Source organism: Aliiroseovarius sp. S2029, assembly GCF_023195575.1.
In the GTDB taxonomy this organism is placed as follows: Bacteria; Pseudomonadota; Alphaproteobacteria; order Rhodobacterales; family Rhodobacteraceae; genus Aliiroseovarius; species Aliiroseovarius zhejiangensis.
In genome coordinates this window covers 843584-864097 of the sequence record NZ_JALPQE010000001.1, presented here as the reverse complement: position 1 = coordinate 864097, position 20514 = coordinate 843584, and the positions used below count along the sequence as shown (strand labels likewise).

The window sequence follows — 20514 nt, the reverse complement described above, 5'->3', positions numbered from 1 at the left end:
TGCCTCAGGCAAGTTTGGAGATGTCCTGTCTTGTCGCCTGGTTTTGGTCCCTTCCAAGTGCCCAATCCGGAATGGCAGCGGCCGGCATCGGCTTGGCAATCGAATAACCCTGCGCGTGATCGCACCCCAATTTGACCAACATCGCGTGCTCGGCATGTGTTTCGACGCCTTCGGCCACCGTGCCGACTTTCAATTGGTTCGCAATGGTCAGGATGGCCGAAAACATGTTCTGCTGGTCAGCATCGCTGTCGATATGGGTCACGAACGAACGGTCGACCTTGATCCGGTGCACGTTGAATCGGGCGATGCTGGCGATGGCGGCGTTGCCGGTGCCAAAATCGTCGAGGTCAATCTTGCATCCAATCTCGGCCAGGGCGTTGACGTTGTGGATGGCGATATCGTCTTTGGTTTGGGTAATCACATCCTCGAGAATCTCGACCACCAGTCGCGATGGGGCGATGTCGAATCGATCAAGTTCCCACCTGATCTTGTCGCTCAGGCAGGGATTGTTCAGTTCTTCGGCCGAGACATTGATTGCCACGGTTGGAACGGTCAACCCTTCACGATCCCAGTCGCGCAGGGCGGACAGCGCGCCGTACAGTACGACTTCACCCAGTCGCTCCAAAAGACCCGCCTTGGCGATCGCTGGCAGAAATGCACCGGGGGCGATCAATCCCATGGTCGGGTGCTGCCAGCGAGCCAGCGCTTCGCACCCGGTAAGGCGACCGGTCTTCACGCAGACCTGGGGCTGAAACCAGGGTGCTATCTGACCTTCATCCAAAGCGCGAAGCAACGCTTCGCGATTGTGTTCGACGCGCCCGACACGTGGCACCATGCCGTTGGAATAGGCGCGAATCGATCCTGGCCCGGCCTGCGTTGCGACAGACAGCGCGCTTTCGGCAGCGGCCAGAAGCGCATCGCCGCTTGCCTCGGGTGCGCGTCCGGGCAATGCAAAGCCGATGCAGGACGACAGCAGGACGCGCGTCTGGTCCAGCGAAATCGGTTCGCTGACCGTGGCTTGAAGGCGGGCGGCCAGTTGCAACGTGGCTTCCAGATCCGCGCGTTGGCGTTTGTCGATCGACAGGCCAAACCTGCCTGCCCCAAGCGAACAGATCAGGTCGGATTCGCGCAGCGCGGACCGCAGCCGGTCTGAGACAGCGCGGCAGATATGTTCGATTCCCGCACGCCCGAGCTGCTGCGACAGCTTCTCGAAATCATCAATTTCCAGAACCAGACAGGATTTTTCGAATGCCGCCTCAGGTGCAAACCCGCGATCCAGATGTTCCAGAAGTTTGTCCCGTTTGGGCAGCCCTGTGACCGTGTCGATCTTTCGCGGCGAAGCGGTCGCTGGCCGGGTCACCGCGCCGCCAATGGCCAAAAGCCCCGGGAACAGGATGGCGACCAACACCATCAGGGATTCGCCACCATACCAGTATGCAAAGATCATCGTGGCGGGCAGGAATGCCGCCAGATGCGGAGCCTTCAACACCGCGCGAATACTTGTTTTTACTTGCTCAGCACCCTGAACGATCGCCATGACAGGTTCCTTTTGTCGCGCGTCATACGTGCAAGGCGGCAACGCGTCGGCACCCCTTGCCTTGGGACAAAGTAGGAACGTGTGGTCAATCAGAGGTTAATGAACGACGGAATATTACCGCGAATTGTTTGTATCGCTGTCCGCATCCTGCGCTGTCGCCAGCGTCAGGTCTTTGAAATCAAACAGTTGCGGATCAAGAAGGTGGCTGGGGCGCGTGTTCATCAGGGCCTTGAACATGATCTGGCGACGACCGGGAAAGTTGGCCTCCCACCCGTCGAGGATCTTTTTCACCTGCTGACGCTGCAATCCGTCCTGTGAGCCGCACAGGTCGCAGGGAATGATGGGATAGTTCATCTGGGTCGCGAATCTTTCGCAATCCTCCTCGGCCACATGGGCAAGGGGGCGATAGACGAACAGGTCGCCTTCTTCGTTCACGAGTTTCGGCGGCATTGTAGCCAGCCGTCCGCCGTGAAACAGGTTCATGAAGAAAGTCTCCAGAATATCATCGCGGTGATGGCCCAACACCACGGCGGAACAGCCTTCTTCACGCGCGATCCGATAAAGGTTTCCCCGGCGCAGACGCGAGCAGAGCGAACAGAAGGTGCGGCCTTGCGGTATTTTATCCATCACGATGGAATAGGTGTCTTCGTATTCGATCCGGTGTGGCACCTGCATCCTTTCCAGAAACTCGGGCAGGACGGTCGCGGGAAAGCCCGGTTGGCCCTGATCGAGATTGCAGGCCAACAACTCGACCGGCAAGACACCGCGCCATTGCAGCTCATGCAGGGCGGCCAGCATCGTGTAGCTGTCCTTGCCACCAGACAGACAGACCAGCCATTTCGCCCCGCGCTCGACCATCCCGTATTGGTCCAGCGCCTCGCGCACATTGCGTATGATACGCTTGCGTAACTTCTTGAACTCGGTGGTCGAAGGCGCGCCGTGAAACAGCGGATGAATGTCGTCCAATTGGTCTTGCATGAGATCGGTCATGAGCGGGCGTCTAAGCATTTTGGGGGCCTCTGGCAAGCGTTCAGACGTTTGGCTGCGCGCCGAAGCGCGCTGCCTAGCGCAGGTCAAGCCAGGGATGAGCCTTGGCGCGTCCGTCCGCGGGAAGCCCCATGTCGCGGCGCAAGCCGGGAGGCAGATCATCCAGAAACAGCGACCGGCGAGGCCGGGCGAACAGGGCAGCTCGGATCACCCGCCACCGGCCATGCCTGCGGATCAGGCCGACCAGTGTCGCCTCAAGCCGAAAAGATGTTTTTCGAGGGCGGGGCGGTAGGGACAATGTGTCGGTCATTTTCGATCTCCTGTTGCGATGTTTATGTCTTGTCAGACCTCAAGCTGACTTGAGATCAAGTATTTTCTCAACGCTGCCCCGCAGCCGGAACTGCGGGGCTGATTGATCAGAATCGCGGGTCAGGCACCCTTGGCGGAGGGTGGCTGGGCGGAAGCCCGATGTCCCGCCGCAGGTGATCGGACAGGCTGTCCGTCAGCGGTCGCCGGGCGCGCGGGCTTGCAAGTCGTGCAATCAGGACGCGGACGACACGCCACATGCCATGCCGCGCGACCAGGTCGTCGATCAGATCGTTGAGCCGCAAAGGCTCGGATTGGAAGTTGGAGTCCATCATGGGTTGGTTACCGGTAGGCATACCGGCCCTCGTGTTTGGAATTATGGTTGGAAGGACACGCCGATACCGCAGCCTGCCGCGGACACAGCCAGGGCGTCGGGTCAGGTCGGGTGTCAGAAATGTCGGCAAGCCCGTTCGGGCGGTTTTGCGGGGCCGTTAGGCGCGCAATCCGGGGATTACGAGGCGGATATGCCCCACAGACCCGTAACGCGGCAGGCGAAAGGACGTGCGCTGGTGCTGGTCATGTAACGCCTCCTTCTGTTGCGAGCGTTTCAGGTGGTGTCGTTTTAGTGCCGTGACCGTAGACTTCAAGAACTGTGTTCACAAAGCCGCAGCCTGTGGCGATCCGGCAACATCCTGTTCAGTCGGGTCGGTTGTGATCGCAATCCGTGCCCGGCACCGGGTCATAACCGCACGACCCCCACGGATTGCAGCGTGCGATCCGTTTGGCGGCCATCCAGCCCCCCTTTATCGCGCCGTGCCTTTGCAGCGCCTCAAGCGCATAGGCGCTGCAAGTGGGTTGATAGCGACAGCTCCAGCCGATCCATGGGCTCAGCACCAGACGATAGGCTCGGATGGGCAGGGACAGAAGATAAGCGGCAGGGGTCATGATTTCGGGCGCGGAGCGTGGATCTGGTTGATGGCGCGGACGAGGTCAGCTTTCAGATCAGTATAATCACGACTGGCCGTTTTTTCAGCGCGACCGATCAGCACGTAATCCCATCCGGGCTGACCGTGTGTCGGTAGAATGTCGCGGGCAATGGCGCGCAAACGGCGCTTGGCGCGGTTCCGGGCAACGGCATTGCCGACTTTTTTTGAACAGGTGAAGCCAACGCGGATTTGCGCAGGCGGCACGGGCTCCGTGTCCCGGCGCTTGCGGGCTTGCAGCAGAAAGGCGGGGGCGGGTGCCCGTCTGGCCCGCGCGGCGGCCAGAAAGTCGCGCCGCTGGGTCAGGGTGACCAGATCCGGACCGTCCGCACAAACGGAAACCGCCGCAGGCCCTTCGGCCTCGGCGGTCTTCGTTGTGTCAGCTTTGGGCGCAGACATGCCTGCGGCCCGAGCGCTTATGCGCTCAGCGACTTCCGGCCACGTGCGCGACGTGCGTTCAGAATCTTGCGACCGGCTTTCGTTGCCATACGCGCACGGAAGCCGTGGCGGCGTTTGCGAACCAGGTTCGAAGGTTGGTAGGTGCGTTTCATCGCCCGTCTCCGTCATATGCCCCCAATCCCGGTGGATTCGGAGCGTGTGTCATTCGAAGTCCGGTCTATAGGGGGCATTGACGGGCAAGTCAAATGCCAGATGACAGAAATTTTCAGCCTTTGTTACAGGCGGGAACGATTTTGTCAGCCCCGTTCAACCACGCGTGATGGGGGTGGGCAAGGGGCGGCTTTCCCCCCATCCTCTGATCAGATCAACGCGGCGTCTTGCCGCCCTTGCCGCGGAAACGCATATGATGATGACCCAACCGAACTCCCACACGCGGAAACAGGCCCAGCATCCCATGCTGCGCCGCCTGCCGCTGATCGCCATCGCCATCGTGGCGCTTGTCGGGGCATTCACTCTGCGCGACTACCTGAGCTTTGAGACTCTGGCTCAAAACCGCGAGGCGCTGCTGGCGTTTCGGGATTCCAATTACCTGATGACGGTGCTTGTCTTTATCCTGGCTTACGTCGTGATCGTCGGCTTCTCGCTGCCCGGCGCAACCATTGCCACGCTGACCGGCGGCTTCCTTTTCGCGACCTTTCCCGGCGTCCTGTTCAACGTTACGGCTGCCACGATCGGGGCCACGATCATCTTTCTGGCGGCTCGTTGGGGACTGGGCGAAAAACTCGCTGCGCGGATGGAGACCAGCGAAGGGAAGGTGAAAGCAATCAAGGATGGCATCGACGAGAACCAGTGGTCCGTTCTGTTCCTGATCCGGCTGGTCCCGGCAGTTCCCTTTTTCGTGGCCAATCTGATCCCGGCTCTCGTCGGCGTGCCGCTGCATCGTTTCGTGATTTCGACCTTTCTGGGCATCATCCCCGGTGGCTTGGTCTATACCTCGGTCGGCGCAGGTCTGAGTGAGGTGTTCGCCCGAGGAGAAACGCCCGACCTGGGCATCATCTTTGAACCTCACATTCTGTTGCCCATGCTGGGTCTGGCGGCACTGGCTGCGCTGCCCATGGTGCTGAAGCAATTCCGGAAGGGAACCTGACATGGCAGAACGGATCAAAACAGATGTTTGTGTCATCGGCGGCGGGTCTGGCGGATTGTCGGTGGCCTCTGGCGCGGTTCAGATGGGGGCGTCGGTGGTGCTTCTGGAAGGCCACAAGATGGGCGGGGACTGCCTGAACTATGGCTGTGTGCCGTCAAAGGCACTGCTGCACGCGGCAAAGGTCGGGATGGGGTGGGACGATGCCCACGCCCATGTGCGCCGAACCATCGCCACCATCGAGCCGCACGATTCGGTCGAGAGGTTCGAAGGGCTGGGTGTGCGTGTCATTCAGGAGTACGGGCGGTTTACATCAGAAACCGAGGTCGAGGCAGGCGACCACATCATCGAAGCACGCCGCTTCGTGATCGCCACCGGATCATCGCCTTTGGTGCCGCCGATTCCGGGGCTGGACAAGGTGCCATATCTGACCAACGAAACGCTTTTTGACCTTAAGGAACAGCCCAAACACCTGCTGATCATCGGCGGCGGGCCCATAGGGCTTGAAATGGCGCAGGCCCATCGGAGGCTGGGCTGTGACGTGACGGTGATCGAAGGCGCGACGGCGCTGGGCAAAGACGACCCGGAAATGGCTGCACAGGTGTTGGATGCCCTGCGAGATGAGGGCATCGCCATCGAGGAAGAGGCGATGGCCGCCGAAGTTCGCGGCAAGGCTGGCGCGATCGAGGTCGAGGTGGAGGACGGTCGCGTCTTCAAAGGCTCGCACCTTCTGGTGGCGGTGGGGCGAAAAGCCAACACCGACAAGCTGAACCTAGCAGCCGCAGGTGTTGAACCCACGCGCGCTGGTATCAAGGTGGATGACAGTCTTCGCACAAGCAATCGCAAGATCTATGCCATCGGCGATGTGGCGGGCGGGCTGCAATTCACCCATGTGGCGGGATATCACGCGGGGGTCATCATCCGGTCGATGCTGTTCGGGCTGCCATCCAAGCAACGCACGGACCACATCCCGTGGGCGACGTACACATCACCCGAACTGGCGCAAATCGGTCTGACCGAAGCCGAAGCGCGCGAAAAACATGACGACAAGGTTGAGGTCGCCCGGTTCGATTTCACAGGCAATGATCGCGCCATTGCGACCCAGCAAACCAACGGTCTGATCAAGGTGATGGTGGTCAAGGGCCGCCCGGTGGGCGTATCCATCGTCGGGCCGGACGCAGGCGAGATGATCAATCTTTGGGCGCTGGCGCTGGCGAATAACCTGAAAATGAGCCAGATCGCCGCCATGGTTGCGCCCTATCCCACGATGGCGGAAGTCAGCAAACGTGCAGCGGGGGCCTATTTCTCGCCGCGACTGTTTGATAACCCTTGGATCAAGCGGATTGTCGGTCTGGTGCAATGGGTCGTACCGTGATGTGAAAACAGCGGAGCGCACGTCGTGTTCAACACCCTGTCTGGCCGTTTCCTGATCTTGACGACCCTGTTCGTCATGCTGGCCGAAGTGCTGATCTTCGTGCCGTCGGTGGCGCGGTTTCGCGAAGACTACCTGCGCACCCGGCTGGAGCGCGCGCAGATCGCATCGCTTGTGCTGTTGGCCGATGACATGATCGCCCCCGAGTTGGAGGCCGAGCTCTTGGAAAACGCCGAGGTCTACAACGTCGTTCTGCGCCGCGATGAGGTGCGCGAGTTGATGTTGGCCTCGCCCATGCCGCAACCGGTCGACAAAAGTTTTGATCTGCGCCAGTCGACACCCTTTTCCCTGATCCGAGACGCCATGGCGCGCATGTTCACCCCGGAACCCGAGGTGATCCGCGTGATCGGCGACCCGGTGCGCGAAGGCGGCTTGGTGATCGAGATCACGATGATGACAGGCAAGCTGCGCAGCGCGATGCTGGAGTATGGCCTGAACATCTTCTATCTGTCGGCGGTCATTTCGGTGATCACGGCGGGGCTGTTGTTTGTCGCGGTGCGTTCGCTGATGGTGCGGCCGATCAAACGCGTTGTGGGGAACATGAAGGACTATGCCATCGACCCCGAAGACGCGCGCCGGATCATTCAGCCCAGCACCAGTGTGACCGAGCTGCGCGAAGCCGAGTTGGCCCTGAAAAGCCTGCAAACCGACCTGACCGGGGCGCTGAAGCAAAAGGAACGGCTGGCGCAGCTTGGCGGGGCGGTTGCCCGGATCAGTCACGATTTGCGCAACATCCTGACCACCGCCCAACTGTTTGCGGACCGCATGGAAAGCAGCAAGGATCCGATGGTGAAACGGGTGGGGCCGAAGCTCGTGAACTCGATCCACCGCGCAGTCAGCCTCTGTGAAAACACCCTGACCTTCGGCAAGGCGGAAGAGCCTGCGCCATCGCTGGGATGGGTGGTTCTGGCGGATCTTGCAGGCGACATCTTTGACAGCGAACGTCTGGCGGCGGGCGATCATGACGTGTCATTTGCCGAGGATATACCGACCGGCATGACCCTGCGCGCCGACTCTGAACAGCTTTACCGGATCCTGTCTAACCTTGTACGCAACGCGCGTCAGGCCATTGTTGCCACCGGACGGCCCGGCGAGATTGCTGTGCAGGCGACCGAAACGGATGTCGACTGGAAAATCCGGGTTGCCGATACCGGGCCGGGCCTGCCCAAGCCCACGCAGGACCATCTGTTCCAACCCTTTGCCGGCACCAACCGCCGTGGCGGATCAGGCCTTGGTCTTGCCATCGCCGCCGAACTGGCGCGCGGACACGGGGGCACATTGGCGTTGGAGAAGACCGGCCCTGACGGCACCACGTTCCTTCTGACTTTGCCGAAAGAAGTCGCCCATGCCGATTAGCGCCGGGCTGGATCAGTCAGCGCCCTGAGGGACACGAAACCTTTTGCAGACTGCACCGTCCTTCGTCCTGTAAGTGCGAAACCCCATCGCCTCATAATACCCCAGCCCTTCGGCATTTGTGGCCCCGATGGTCGCGTCGATATGCATGAGGCCTGCATCCCGAGCCGCCTTGATTGTCGCGGCGAGCAGGGCTTTTCCGACACCTCGCCGGGCAGCACTTGGATTGACATGCGTGCCGATGATGCCCCAACCGGGCGTCACCCCATAGATGTTGTCAGGCACCGCAAGCGACAGGGCCTGCATCCCAAGGATCGTACCATCGTCGTCCACTGCCACGCTGCATCGAATGCCATCGGGATTGTTGATGTAGTAATCACGAACGAACGCTTCGTCCCACGGTCGGCTTCGTTTCCCAAGGTCTGCCAGTTCTTTCAGGAAGATGCTGATGTCTGCCGCATCTTCCATCACCGCCCGTCGTGTTTCCACCGCATATCCCCTTCTGGTTCGTGTCTTTCTATAGGTCTATAGGTCGATTTCGATCTCGCCACCCGGATCGGCGGCGCGACTTTGGCACAGGATCATGCTGCCCGCGCGCTGGGCGTTGGACAGGACAAAGTCGCGATGCTCCACTTTGCCTGCGATCACGCCGCATTTGCAGACGCCACAGATCCCGTCAGAGCATTTCACGTCCACATGAATGCCCGTTGCGTTCAGCGCCTCGGCGGCAGTTTGGTCCTCAGGGACCTCGATCCGGCGCCCATCTTTCAGTTTGAGGGTAAACGGATGGTTTTCATACTCCGGCTGTTCAGGCGGGGTGAAGTATTCAAGATGCCGGGCGGGTTCGGGAATGCCCTGACGCTCGGCGGCGTCCATCACTGCGCTCATGTATCGTTCGGCGCCGCAGCAATAGACGTGAGTGCCGTCGGGAGCATCTGACAGGATCGCGTCGAAATCCGCCCTTGTGCCTTCGTCCGAGATATGCAGGCGCACACGATCCGCCCATGGCATCGCGGCAAGGTCATCCAGAAACCCTGCGGCCGAACGGCGGCTGACCGAATAGTGCAGCGCGAAATCGGCACCGATGGCATGCAGGCGGTGGGCAAAGGCAATCATGGGCGTGATGCCGATCCCCCCGCCCATCAGGAAGGTCTTGGTGGCACTTTCGTCCAGTTCAAAGTGGTTGATTGGCTTTGCGACAAAGACCTTGCGCCCTTCGGCAAATATCCGATGCAGCAAAGCCGACCCGCCACGCCCGTCCGGTTCGCGCAACACGCCGATCTGATACGTCATGCGGTCCGCCGGGTCGCCGGACAGCGAATATTGGCGCAGGTATTCGGGCGAAACCAGCACATCCAGATGCGCGCCCGCCGTCCATTCCGGCAGCGGCGTACCGTCAAGCGATGCAAGCTCATACTTTGTGACGCCCTCTGCCATCGGTTCGACACGGTTCACCACCAGTTGCAGCACCGGGGCGTCGTCGGGAACGGTATAGCGGTGGATCATCGTCATATCCCCGGACGCCAGCCGCGCCCGATACTCGCTGGCCGAGATCATCGCCTGATAGGCAGCGATGCCCGCTTCGCGGTCCATCGGGAACGGATAGGGATAAGGTGGTGGCGCAAGAGGGGCCGGATACACCGCCAGCGTCTGATCCTCGTAGCGCAAATCCAGATCACGGCTGAGGCCGCGACGGTTCACCGGGTCGTCGGTCGGGTGATAGCCGCCATCCTCTCCAAGCTTCAGATCCCACCACCATTTCTTGGTGTCGTTCAGACCCCCGTTGCCGACCGCGTCATCCAGCCGGGCCAAGACCGGGGCCGCACCCGGCAGGTTCGACGCTGCCCAGCGGAACGGAGCCTGCGCAAACAGACCCTCAAGGTTCCAGGGGCAGGTTTTCATGCAACGTCCGCACATTGCCCCGCCGGGTTGGGCCACGCGATAGGTTGTGCATTTCTGGCTGTCGGACTTCCAGATCTCGTACCCGTTGAACATCAGTTTCGGCCCGGCTGTGATCGCGCCCGACGGGCATTCCCGCGCGCATTTGTTGCAGGCTTCGCAAAACCGTTGCAGGCCGAAGTCGATGGGTTTGTCATGCGCAATGGGCATGTCGGTCGTCACCACGCCCGACTTCAGGCGCGGGCCAAGATAGGGGTTCAGGATGACCTCGCCGATCCGGCTGACCTCGCCCAGGCCCGCCAGCAGCAATAAGGGAGGTTGCAGCACGGTCCCGTCCATCACGGTGTGCGCCTTGGCGGAATAGCCAAGGTTGCGAATGTGTTGCGCGATCACGCCACCGATCAGGGAAAACCGCAGATAGGCGCGCATCGACTGGCTGACCGCGATCCAGTCATCGCCCGACGCGCCTTCCATCGTCTCATACCCCTGATCGACGATCATCGAGATCGCCTGATCATGGGGCGGGACGATTTCAGCCCCCGTGGCGTCGTGGCTGTACCACGTCCACGCGGGGCAGCGACTGGTGCCCACCGCGTCGATGCCAAGGAAATAACTGGCCGCTTTCAAGGCGCTGGCGTTTTCAATCGGGTCGTCAGGGCGGTTGGCCTGATCCGCGACGGGGCCGTCCTGTAACGGGGTCAACACCCCCAATGCGCGGCGCTGGGCATAGCTGGGGGCTGCTTTGCGCACATACATGCCGCCGGTCGAACAGTCCTGAAGGTGTTGGCCCATGTCACCGAACTGCGCGCGGGCGAACATGTCTGCACGTTTTGGCACGCGGGCGACATTGGGTTCGTCGATATAGGTTGTCGGGGTCTCGACCCGCCTCAGACGCTCGAACGGATGAGCGCCCATCGCATAGTCGCGTTTGGCATAAGGATCGCGGTTCAGCGTCGATTTCGCCGACTTTGTTCCCAACCACCACGCCGGACCGTTGATCTGGTGCCATGGTTGTTTTGAAAGGGGGGCAAGGGGCTTGTCGGGCGTCAACTCCATGTCCGTCGTCACGGCGGCCAACCCAAACCGTGGGCCGATCCACGGCGCAGCCAGTTCGCCGCCCTCGACAGTTGCCAGCCCGGTCGTCACCGCCAGACGGTTCAAATCAACATCCGTCGCCGCCCCGGTATGCGCCTTGGCGTCGAACCCCAGAAGGCGCAGGTAGTTGGCGATGACGATGGCCGTCTCGGCCGCCAGTAGGCAGGCCCGCTGTGCCTGCGCCTTCATGATCCAAGTAGCCCCCGGCTCATCCGGTCTGGGGTCACGGTGATGCTCATAGAGAAATACCAAAGCGTGCCGGTGGCTGCCGATCTTACGCGGCGATGCCCCAAGGCTGTCACGCAACTCTGCCATCAACGCGTCAATCCCCGCCGCCAAAGTGCGCACTTCGCGGTTGTGGAGCGATGTGACAAGCGCCTCAGTGTCCGGGTTCACGATAGGCTCGCCGAGAAAATCACCGGCCTGCAGATCCGCGATGCCCACCATGGACGCGTCCGAGAAATAACCAAACGCTTTCAGATGCTCGGCGCGTGCGGTGGGATCATCGGGGATGGTGGCCCGCGCCGGGTTCACCTCGCCGTCCCGTATCGCGTCCAGGGCCGCCTGATACGGGGCCATTGCATTCACGATGCTGTCCGGTTGTTCGGCACGGTCAAAACGCACCGGGGTCAACGGAGGCAGGTCGTTCAAATCCTGAGCCACGGTTTGGCGCGTCAACCATTCAAGCGGATAAGGCCCCAGATGCACCGGGCGGTTCCTGGTGGAAAACAGCCGCACGCTCAACCCGTGTCCGCGGGCGTGGCTTTGCCGGAATAGGCGGTCAGATACTCTGGTGGGATATCCTCGTCCCCGTAAAGCCCCAGCAATACCCCGACACGTCCCGCCCCGCCCTGGCGCCGTGCTTTGATCTGCGCGTCCGATATCGTGGTGCGCTGGGATTGCCGCCGCGCCCATTCAAACAGCTTGTCATATAGCGCCGCGATGATGTCGGCATGATCGTCCGATGCGCCCAGATCGACCAGCTCGTCGGCGTCGTTTTGCAAGTCAAACAGCATCGGTCGGAAGCCGCCTTCGGCATGCATCATCTTCCAGCGATCGGTCACGACCATGAAAAGGCGGCAATCCTTTGGGTCCAGCCCCAACCGGATCGCCGCCCCCGAGGTCGAATAGTCATATTCGCTGATCGCAAACTCGCGCCACGCGGTGTCTTTCCCTTCCAGAACAGGCACCAGTGACCGGCCTTCCAGAATGTGTCGTGGCACCTCGCCCCCGGCCATATCGACAAAGGTGGCGGCCAGGTCGATCTGTTCCACCAGCTTGTCGCAGACCGTGCCGCGCGTGGCATCGGCGGTCGGGCGCGGGTCGGCGATGATCAGCGGCACCCGCACCGACGGATCGTGGAACAGGTCCTTTTCGCCCATCCAATGGTCGCCCAGATAGTCACCGTGGTCTGAGGTCAGAACGATCACCGTGTTGTCGGCTTGCCCGCTGTCCTCAAGGTAATCCAGAAGCCGCCCCAACTGGTCGTCACATTGCTTGATCAGCCCCATATAGGCGGGGATCACGGTCTCGCGCACTTCGTCGCGCGAAAAGGCCGTGCCAATGCCGCCATCCATGTAAGCACCGTAAACCGGGTGCGGGTCGCGGCGTTCGGCGTTGGATCGGATCACGGGTTTGATGTCATCCACGCCATACATATCGTGATACGGCGCGGGCACGATATAGGGCCAATGCGGCTTGATGAAACTGACATGGGCGCACCACGGCCCCTTGCATTTCTGCGCCTCGATGAAATCAATCGTGTGCCGCGTCAGCCAGGGGGTCTCGCTGTCTTCTTCGCGGATATTGGCGGGCTTGTCCGCGTGCATCATCAGAAAGCCGGAGGCGATGTCGCCCGCATCCGTGACGCCCGCATTGGCATTGTCATGCCACGGGTTGTCAGACGGATAGCCCCTGGATTTCAGGTATTCGTTATAGGGCGAACGCTTCCGGTCATAAAACCCATCCGGTCCTTCAGCCCACAGCCCATCGTCACGGACCCAGACATCAAATCCGCATTCTTCAACACGTGCGCCGATCACGCTGTCCGGTGACAGGCCCAGCCGCGCCATCCCTTCGGCATCGGCCTTCATATGGGTCTTGCCGATCAGCCAACAATCCATCCCCGCCTTGCGCAGATGGTCGCCCATGGTCATTTCGCCGACTTTCAGCGGGAAATTATTGAACGATGCCCCATGCGACGAGACATAGCGCCCGGTATAGGTGCTCATCCGGCTGGCGCCGCAGACAGGCGACTGGCAATAGGCGCGGTCAAACCGAACGCCGCGCGCAGCCACACGGTCGAAATTTGGGGTGTCGAGGGTCGGGTGCCCGGCACAGCTGAGGTAATCGAACCGCAACTGATCATACATGATGAAAAGGATGTTTGGCACCATGCCCGCGTTCCCCTGCCACATCGTTCTGTTCGCAATGGAATCACTTGAGCATGGACGGAAAGACGGCGCCAGCCCATATTGGATTCAATATCCGTTTCTGGCGCGGAACCTTTCGATCTCGGCCGCCGTCGGGGACTGGCCCGTAAACAGCGCCACATAGGCCGGCACACGTTCGATCCGAGCCACGGGGTCTTCCTCGATCTTCATCGAAATATAGCCGACCTGCGTGTAAAGGATCGCCATGGTCCGGACCTCGGCGTCATCCTCGGCATAGTCGAAACGGCGGAACATGTCCGACACGGCCTGTTTGCGTCGCGCATCCGCATCATCAAGTCGCTGCTTCAACGCCGGATCCTGCCGCGCCCAATGGCGGATCGCATTGTCAAGCGGCGCATCAAACAGCGACGGGTTGAACCAGCAATCCTGCAGGTTGAACATCGCTTCGCAGATGGTTTCGGCATAGGCTTCGCAACGCGCCACCAGATTGCCGGTGTTCTTGTCTTCCCACCGCGCGATCATCGCGCTGAGCAACGCGTCCCGGTCACGAAAATGGTGATAGAACCCGGTGCGTGTCAGGCCAAGTCGTTTGGCCAGCGGCATGACTTTCACGGCATCCACACCTGCTTCGATCAGCAATGCCATGGCCTCATCCAGCCACATCTGTTCCGAGGCACGGGGGCGGGGGGGCGTCATTTCATTCATACGGCCATTCTAATAAACTTGACACAACTGTCAAATGTGCTGACATCTATGTCAAAAGCGACTCGTAACTGGGAGGATGCGATGAGCGATACAGGACCGGCCCTCCGGCGCGGGCGCGGCAGGCGTCAGGCGCGGGACGGCTCGCCGGGGCAAAACCCGCACCTTGAACGCCCGTACATCACGCGCGCCATTCCCACATATGACATTCTGGGGGACGAGGCGCTGGACAGGATCGACGCCACCGCTGACCGCATCATGGCCGAGATCGGGATCGAGTTTCGCGATGACCCGGACACGGTCGAGATGTTTCGTCGCGCCGGGGGAGAGGTCACGCAACTTGACCCGGCACGATGGACCATCAAATTCGCACCCGGGATGATCCGCGAGATCCTGAAAACCGCGCCCGCCCAATTCACCCAACACGCCCGCAACCCGGCCAACACGGTCGAGATTGGCGGCGACAACATCGTCTTTGCACCGTCCTACGGCAGCCCCTTCGTGATGGATCTGGACAAGGGACGCCGCTATGGCACGCTTGAGGACTTCCAGAACTTCGTTAAGCTGGGGCAGGCCAGCCCATGGCTGCACCATTCCGGCGGCACGGTCTGCGAACCCACCGACATCCCGGTAAACAAGCGGCATCTGGACATGGTCTATGCCCATATGCGGTATTCCGACCGGCCGTTTCTGGGGTCGATCACCGCCCCGGAGCGCGCTGCCGACAGTGTTGAAATGTGCCGCGTCCTGTTCGGGGCGGACGTCGTCGACCGGAATTGCGTCATCATGGGCAATTTCAACACGACAAGCCCCTTGGTGATTGACGGTGTAACCTCGCAAGGCATTCGTGAATACGCGCGGGCGGGGCAGGGGTCGATCCATCTGCCGTTTCTGTTGGGAGGGGCAGTGTCGCCCCTGACCATGGCGGGATCGGTGGCGCAATGCCTGGCCGAAAGCATGGTGTCCTGCGCGATTGCTCAGTTGGAGCGCCCCGGTGCGCCGGTGGTGCTGGCCAGCTTCCTCAGTTCCATGTCGCTCAGGTCCGGGTCGCCCACCTTCGGCACGGCGGAACCGGCACTGGGCAGCCTGGTATATGGGCAACTGGCGCGGCGGCTGAACCTGCCTCTGCGCTGCGCGGGCAACTTCTCGACATCGAAACTGCCGGATGCGCAGGCGATGCAGCAAAGCATGATGTCGATGATGTCCGCAGTCCATTGTGGGGCGAATTTCCTTTTGCATTCAGCGGGGTTTCTGGATGGGTTGCTGTCCATGTCCTATGAGAAATTCATGCTGGACCTCGACCTGTGCGGCGCGTTGCACGCCTATCTGGATGGGGTAGCGGTGAACGAGGATACACTGGGCTTCGATGCACTGGCCGAACAAGGGCCGGGCGAGCATCTGTTTTCGACCCAACACACGATGCGCCATTACAAGACCGCCTATTACGACAGCGCTCTGGACGACAACCAGCCCTGGGAAACCTGGGACGAACAGGGGGCGGTCGATATGGCCACGCGGGCAAATACGCGCTGGAAGGCGCAATTGGCCGCGTATGAAATGCCCCCGATAGATGTGGCCGTGGACGAGGCATTGAAGGATTTCGTGGCACGCCGGAAAGCGTCGCTGGAGGATGCCTGGTACTAAAAGAAGGGGGCGCTGCCCCCGCGCCTTCGGCGTCCCCCGGGATATTTGAAACAAGAAAAAAGCCGGCATGGCGCATGTGAAAGGATGGAAGATGTCGAACGATCCGTTATTGCAGCCCTATCAACTGGGTCATTTGACCCTGCGCAACCGGATCATGACGACGAGCCATGAGCCGGCTTATCCCGAGGACGGGATGCCCAAGGAACGATATGCGGCCTATCATGCCGAACGCGCCAAGGCCGGAATTGCCATGGCGATGACGGCGGGATCGGCGGCGGTGTCCAAGGACAGCCCGCCCGTCTTCAACAACATCCTTGCCTATAAGGACGAGGTCGTGCCGTGGATCCGGAACCTGACCGATGCGGTGCATGAGCACGGGGCGGCCTGTATGATCCAGCTGACCCATCTGGGGCGGCGTACCGGGTGGAACAAGGGCGACTGGCTGCCGCCTGTCTGTTCGACGCCGCACAGGGAACCGGCGCATCGGGCGTTCCCGAAACTGGCCGAGGATTGGGACATCGCGCGGATCATATCGGATTTTGCGGATGCGGCCGAGCGGATGAAAGACGGCGGCATGGATGGGGTCGAGATCATGACCCATGGGCATTTGCTGGACCAGTTTATCTCGCCCCTGACCAACCGGCTGGAGGGGCCCTATGGTGGCGATCTGGCGGGGCGGATGAAGCTGACGCTGGATGTCATTGACGCAGTGCGCGCGCGTGTCGGGCAGGAGTTCATCCTGGGTGTGCGCTTTGCCCCGGACGAGGTCGAGGCGGGGGGCATTGATCCTGAGATGGGGTTGGAAATTGCCCGGATGCTGCGCGACTGCGGGCAGGTGCAGTATCTGAACATCAACCGGGGACGCATTCACACCGACCCTGCGATGACGGATATGATCCCCATTCAGGGTGCGCCTGCCTCGCCGCATCTGGATTTTGCCGGGCGGGTGCGGGCCGAGGTGGGCATGCCCACCTTCCATGCCGCGCGCATTCCGGATGTGGCCACTGCGCGGCACGCGATTGCCTCGGGGCAGTTGGACATGGTCGGCATGACCCGTGCACATATGGCCGACCCCCATATCGTGCAGAAGATCATCGAAGGGCGCGAGGAGGACATTCGCCCCTGTGTGGGCGCGACTTATTGCCTGGACCGGATCTATCAGGCGGGGGATGCGCTGTGCATACACAATGCGGCCACAGGGCGCGAACTGACCATGCCGCATGTAGTCGCGCCTGCCGCCGAGCAAAAGAAAGTGGTCGTGGTGGGGGCCGGACCTGCGGGGCTTGAAGCCGCCCGGGTGGCGGCGGAACGGGGGCATGCGGTCACGGTGTTCGAGGCGCAGCCTGACCCCGGCGGGCAGGTGCGCCTGACCGCGCAATCCCCCCGGCGTCGTGAAATGATCGGGATCATTGACTGGCGTATGGCGCAATGTGCGGCGCGGGATGTGCAGTTCCATTTCAACACCTGGGCCGAGGCCGCAGATGTGACTGCGCTGGACCCGGATGTGGTGATCGTGGCCACCGGGGGGCTGCCGAACCTTGAGCTGTTCGAGACCACGGGTGAACAGCCTCTGGCGATCAGCGCGTGGGATGTGATCGCAGGCGACGTGAAATGCGCTGGCGAGGTGTTGATCTATGACGAAAGCGGAGATCACCCGGCGTTGCAGGCGGCCGAGATGGCATCAGGGGCCGGGGCGCAGGTCGAGGTCATGACCCCCGACCGGATCTTTGCCCCGGATATCATGGCAATGAACCTTGTGCCTTACATGCGGGCGATGCAGCCCAGGGGCGTGCGGTTCACGGTGGCTGAACGGCTGTTGAAGATCGCCCGCGACGGCAACCGCCTGCGGGTTACCATCGGCACGGATTACTCGGATCACACGCGCGACGCGGTCTATGATCAGGTGGTGGTCAATTACGGCACCTTGCCGATGGCGGATCTGTATTTTGATCTGATAGAACAGTCCGTCAATCGAGGCGAGGTGGATCACGATGCCCTGATCGAAGGGCGCCCGCAAACCATCCGCACCAACCCGGAGGGCAAGTTCCAGTTGTTCCGGATCGGGGACGCCGTATCGGCGCGCAACACGCACGCGGCGATTTACGATGCGCTTCGGCTGGTCAAGGACATCTGACGCCCGCGGGCAGAGCGTCGTGGTCAGTTGCCCTGTTGGACCCGTTCAATATAGGCGCGCAACTCGCCCGCCTCTTGACGGGCATCGCGCAGGCCATCCATGGCGGCGCTCAGCTCGGCTTCCGTCTGCTGAAGCTGGTTGGACATTTCCGCTTCGCGCTGCTGCAGATAGGTCATGGCCTGATCGCGCGTTTCCTCGGCTTCGTGCAGGGCTTGCGCCATTTTGTCCAGCTCGTCCATGTCGCTTCCGGCAACCTGAACGAAGCGGTGGATCAGCCAGTGGGCGAACCATCCAAGCGCGAAGGCCACGAACAGGATGATGGCGGTGACGATGATAAACTCGGTTCTGTTCATCGTAAAAAGTCCTTGTCTGGAGGCCTAGCGTTCGGGGCGCGGTTGGGGGCGGGTGTCGTCGGTTTCGGGCGTGAAGACATCCACACCACTAAAGGGCGGTGCGTCGGGGTCTGCTTCCGCGTCCTCGTCTGAAGAAGGCGCGCCGTTTTCGCCTGTGTCCGCATCGGTATCGGCACCGGTCGGTGTGGTGTCGTCTGTGGCAGCGTCGGCCGTGTCCGTATCCTGCTGCTCCGCGCTCGTATCGGTGGTGTCCGCCGTATCATCGGCATCCGTCGCGCCCTCCGAAGGCACGGTGGTGTCGAGCAGGCGGAACTCGATCCGGCGATTGGCTTCGCGCCCGTCCTCGGTGCTGTTATCGGCAATCGGATCCGCTTCGCCATAGCCCTTGGCCGTCAGGTTCGTGGTCAGAACACGCCGGGTCAGCAGAGCGTTCAGAACCGCCTGCGCGCGGCTTTGTGACAGCGCCAGGTTCATTTCCTCGCGTCCCTGGCTGTCGGTGTATCCCTGGATTTCCATCCGCACATCGGCGCAATCCTTCATGATCTCGGCAATCTCGTCGATGGTGCCGGCGGCGGTTGCCTCGATATTCGCCGAGCCGGGGGCGAATGTGATCTTCTGTTTGGCCATGATGGCGTTGATGCTTTCGGCGCATTGCTCGGGGGTGGGCAGGGCCAGGCGCGGGTCGAGCTTCTCCTGGTATTCCACATCGACCTGGAAATTCTCCGATGCACCCAGCTTTTCGCTCAGGACGCGCGAGACCGAGGCGCTGGCATCCGGGTCGCCGGTGACGCCGCGAATGTCCACGACTTCGGGTTGCACGACGACCGATCCGCTGGACAGGAAAGACAAAGCTTCCAGCCCGGCCAAAACGCGTGTCGGCCAGTCGTTCGGCAATTCGCCGTCCAGTCGCGTTGCCGGATAGACGTTGCCGGATCCGAACTTGGCCCGGGCAAAGCTTTCGGTGGCGCTGCGCAGAGTTTCGTCTGTGAGCCGGCCACGCATCTGGACCAGACCTTCGGGGCTGCGGGTGGCGACGAACTCGGGCGGCCCGCTGCCTTCGCCGCTGCCATCGATCTTGACGGGTGCCGGCAGGACCGAATGCAGGGAATACAGGTCCGGCAGGTTGTTTTCCAACTCGCCCACGATGCGGTCAAACGTGGCTTGCGAAGTGGTGTCGGGGGCGACAAGTGTCACATCTGCGTCCGAGAAGGTGATCGACCCGCCACCCAGTTCGCTGACCGCACGAATACCGGTTTCAACAGCGTCGGGCCAATCCGGTGACGGCACGCCAAGCCCGATGGTGCAGTTGGCAGCTTTCGTCAGGCCCGCTTCGGTCGCGGCAGATACGATCCGCGCCCGCCCGACAGTTGTATGGGCGGAACAGGCGTCAAAGCGCGGTCCGTCTTCGTCAATCAGGAACCGCAGGGTGAAGGGTGTGATCACCGGGCGCGGGGCGGAAATGTCGATCGACAGCAGCGCCGAACGGGGGGCTGAGCGTTTCAGATCACGCGCCCATTTGGCTTTCTGCTCCTCGCTGTCGGCCAGCGCGGTGATTGCCACCTTGTCCGCATCCATCGAGATTTTCGACCGCGGCAGGGTCTCAAGCGCGTAAACCGCGAAGGCCAGCACCTCGTCCCAATTGGGCGGCACCGGATAATCTGCGGTTTCCAAAAGATCGGTGACATGCGAATCGCGTGCGATCGCCTTTACATCGCTGTTCAGGCCGTCGCGGTCGGACGCCGCCGGGATCAGCCCGATCATCGAAATGCCCGCATCATTGCGCAGGATCTCGATCGAGAAACGCGGCGGTTTGATCGCTTCGGCCGCCGGGATGGTCACATTGTCGATGACGCGGGTGGAATCGACCACCTGCCCGGCAGCGGCAAGCGCGCGAAACCGGGCCGTTTCACTGGGGGCGACGCCGGACAGGACCACCTGAAGCCCATCGGCTTCGACACTGGCCCATTCATGGCCTTGCAGAAACAGCTCGTCCCGGACACCGTCTTGCGATGTCCGCTCGATCGTGGACACGGCAAGGTTGGCAGCGAGAAGCGACACCAATGCAGCGATGAAGAACGAGGCGGGAACCAGAAATACTTGCGAAAGGCGCATACTGAAAGGCGTCCGTTTTCTTGTGAATCCCATGCTTCTTA

The 20514-nt window shown here is 61.5% G+C and carries 17 protein-coding genes and 1 pseudogene; 5 read left to right on the top strand and 13 right to left on the bottom strand.

Annotated elements, in window-relative coordinates:
- Positions 1 to 4: 4 nt before the first annotated feature.
- From MUY21_RS04265 to rpmH, 7 genes are all read right to left on the bottom strand, one after another.
- Positions 5 to 1537 (bottom strand): GGDEF domain-containing phosphodiesterase, encoded by a 1533-nt coding sequence (locus MUY21_RS04265; protein ID WP_248409111.1) that lies wholly within the window; start codon positions 1535 to 1537, stop codon positions 5 to 7.
- 114 nt (positions 1538 to 1651) lie between these two features.
- Complete coding sequence (gene ttcA, locus MUY21_RS04260; RefSeq protein WP_248409191.1) at positions 1652 to 2515, bottom strand: tRNA 2-thiocytidine(32) synthetase TtcA; 864 nt, start codon at positions 2513 to 2515, stop codon at positions 1652 to 1654.
- A gap of 85 nt (positions 2516 to 2600) precedes the next feature.
- Positions 2601 to 2834, bottom strand: coding sequence for a hypothetical protein (locus tag MUY21_RS04255; RefSeq protein ID WP_248409110.1), 234 nt, complete (start codon positions 2832 to 2834; stop codon positions 2601 to 2603).
- 106 nt (positions 2835 to 2940) lie between these two features.
- Positions 2941 to 3165, bottom strand: a complete 225-nt coding sequence (locus MUY21_RS04250) for a hypothetical protein (protein WP_248409109.1) — start codon at positions 3163 to 3165, stop codon at positions 2941 to 2943.
- 361 nt (positions 3166 to 3526) lie between these two features.
- Entirely contained in the window at positions 3527 to 3775 is a 249-nt protein-coding gene (gene yidD / locus MUY21_RS04245; RefSeq protein WP_248409108.1) for a membrane protein insertion efficiency factor YidD, read from the bottom strand.
- Positions 3772 to 4212, bottom strand: coding sequence for a ribonuclease P protein component (gene rnpA / locus MUY21_RS04240; RefSeq protein WP_248409107.1), 441 nt, complete (start codon positions 4210 to 4212; stop codon positions 3772 to 3774). Before rnpA ends, yidD begins: the two co-directional genes overlap by 4 nt.
- A gap of 17 nt (positions 4213 to 4229) precedes the next feature.
- Positions 4230 to 4364, bottom strand: a complete 135-nt coding sequence (rpmH, locus tag MUY21_RS04235) for a 50S ribosomal protein L34 (RefSeq protein ID WP_005980833.1) — start codon at positions 4362 to 4364, stop codon at positions 4230 to 4232.
- A gap of 254 nt (positions 4365 to 4618) precedes the next feature.
- On the opposite strand from rpmH, the gene MUY21_RS04230 reads away from it, so the two are divergent.
- From MUY21_RS04230 to MUY21_RS04220, 3 genes are read left to right on the top strand one after another with little or no spacing between them, the layout of a single operon-like run.
- Positions 4619 to 5359: a TVP38/TMEM64 family protein gene (locus MUY21_RS04230; protein WP_248409190.1), complete on the top strand. Its 741-nt coding sequence runs from the start codon at positions 4619 to 4621 to the stop codon at positions 5357 to 5359.
- Between the two features lies 1 nt (position 5360).
- Positions 5361 to 6731, top strand: coding sequence for an FAD-dependent oxidoreductase (locus tag MUY21_RS04225; RefSeq protein ID WP_248409106.1), 1371 nt, complete (start codon positions 5361 to 5363; stop codon positions 6729 to 6731).
- A 24-nt stretch (positions 6732 to 6755) separates the two neighbouring features.
- Complete coding sequence (locus tag MUY21_RS04220; RefSeq protein ID WP_248409105.1) at positions 6756 to 8144, top strand: HAMP domain-containing sensor histidine kinase; 1389 nt, start codon at positions 6756 to 6758, stop codon at positions 8142 to 8144.
- A gap of 12 nt (positions 8145 to 8156) precedes the next feature.
- On the opposite strand, the pseudogene MUY21_RS04215 reads toward MUY21_RS04220, so the two are convergent.
- The 4 genes and pseudogenes from MUY21_RS04215 to MUY21_RS04200 form a co-directional block, all read right to left on the bottom strand.
- Positions 8157 to 8633: pseudogene (locus tag MUY21_RS04215) on the bottom strand (GNAT family N-acetyltransferase); the annotation flags it as partial.
- A gap of 33 nt (positions 8634 to 8666) precedes the next feature.
- A complete protein-coding gene (locus MUY21_RS04210) occupies positions 8667 to 11879 on the bottom strand; it encodes a reductive dehalogenase (protein WP_248409103.1) in 3213 nt (1070 codons plus the stop codon).
- On the bottom strand, positions 11876 to 13531 hold the full coding sequence (locus tag MUY21_RS04205) for a sulfatase-like hydrolase/transferase (protein ID WP_248409102.1): 1656 nt from the start codon (positions 13529 to 13531) through the stop codon (positions 11876 to 11878). Before MUY21_RS04205 ends, MUY21_RS04210 begins: the two co-directional genes overlap by 4 nt.
- Positions 13532 to 13615: 84 nt before the next feature.
- Positions 13616 to 14233: a TetR/AcrR family transcriptional regulator gene (locus MUY21_RS04200; RefSeq protein WP_248409101.1), complete on the bottom strand. Its 618-nt coding sequence runs from the start codon at positions 14231 to 14233 to the stop codon at positions 13616 to 13618.
- Between the two features lie 81 nt (positions 14234 to 14314).
- Here MUY21_RS04200 and MUY21_RS04195 point away from each other — a divergent pair, with 81 nt between their 5' ends.
- Both MUY21_RS04195 and MUY21_RS04190 read left to right on the top strand, forming a co-directional pair.
- Positions 14315 to 15874, top strand: coding sequence for a trimethylamine methyltransferase family protein (locus tag MUY21_RS04195; protein ID WP_248409100.1), 1560 nt, complete (start codon positions 14315 to 14317; stop codon positions 15872 to 15874).
- Positions 15875 to 15965: 91 nt separating this feature from the next.
- Positions 15966 to 18008: an NADH:flavin oxidoreductase gene (locus MUY21_RS04190; protein WP_248409189.1), complete on the top strand. Its 2043-nt coding sequence runs from the start codon at positions 15966 to 15968 to the stop codon at positions 18006 to 18008.
- Between the two features lie 23 nt (positions 18009 to 18031).
- Here the strand turns inward: MUY21_RS04190 and MUY21_RS04185 are convergent, their stop codons facing one another.
- Positions 18032 to 18361, bottom strand: a complete 330-nt coding sequence (locus MUY21_RS04185; RefSeq protein ID WP_191286582.1) for a hypothetical protein — start codon at positions 18359 to 18361, stop codon at positions 18032 to 18034.
- Between the two features lie 24 nt (positions 18362 to 18385).
- Positions 18386 to 20473, bottom strand: coding sequence for an OmpA family protein (locus MUY21_RS04180; protein WP_248409099.1), 2088 nt, complete (start codon positions 20471 to 20473; stop codon positions 18386 to 18388).
- Between the last annotated feature and the right edge of the window lie 41 nt (positions 20474 to 20514).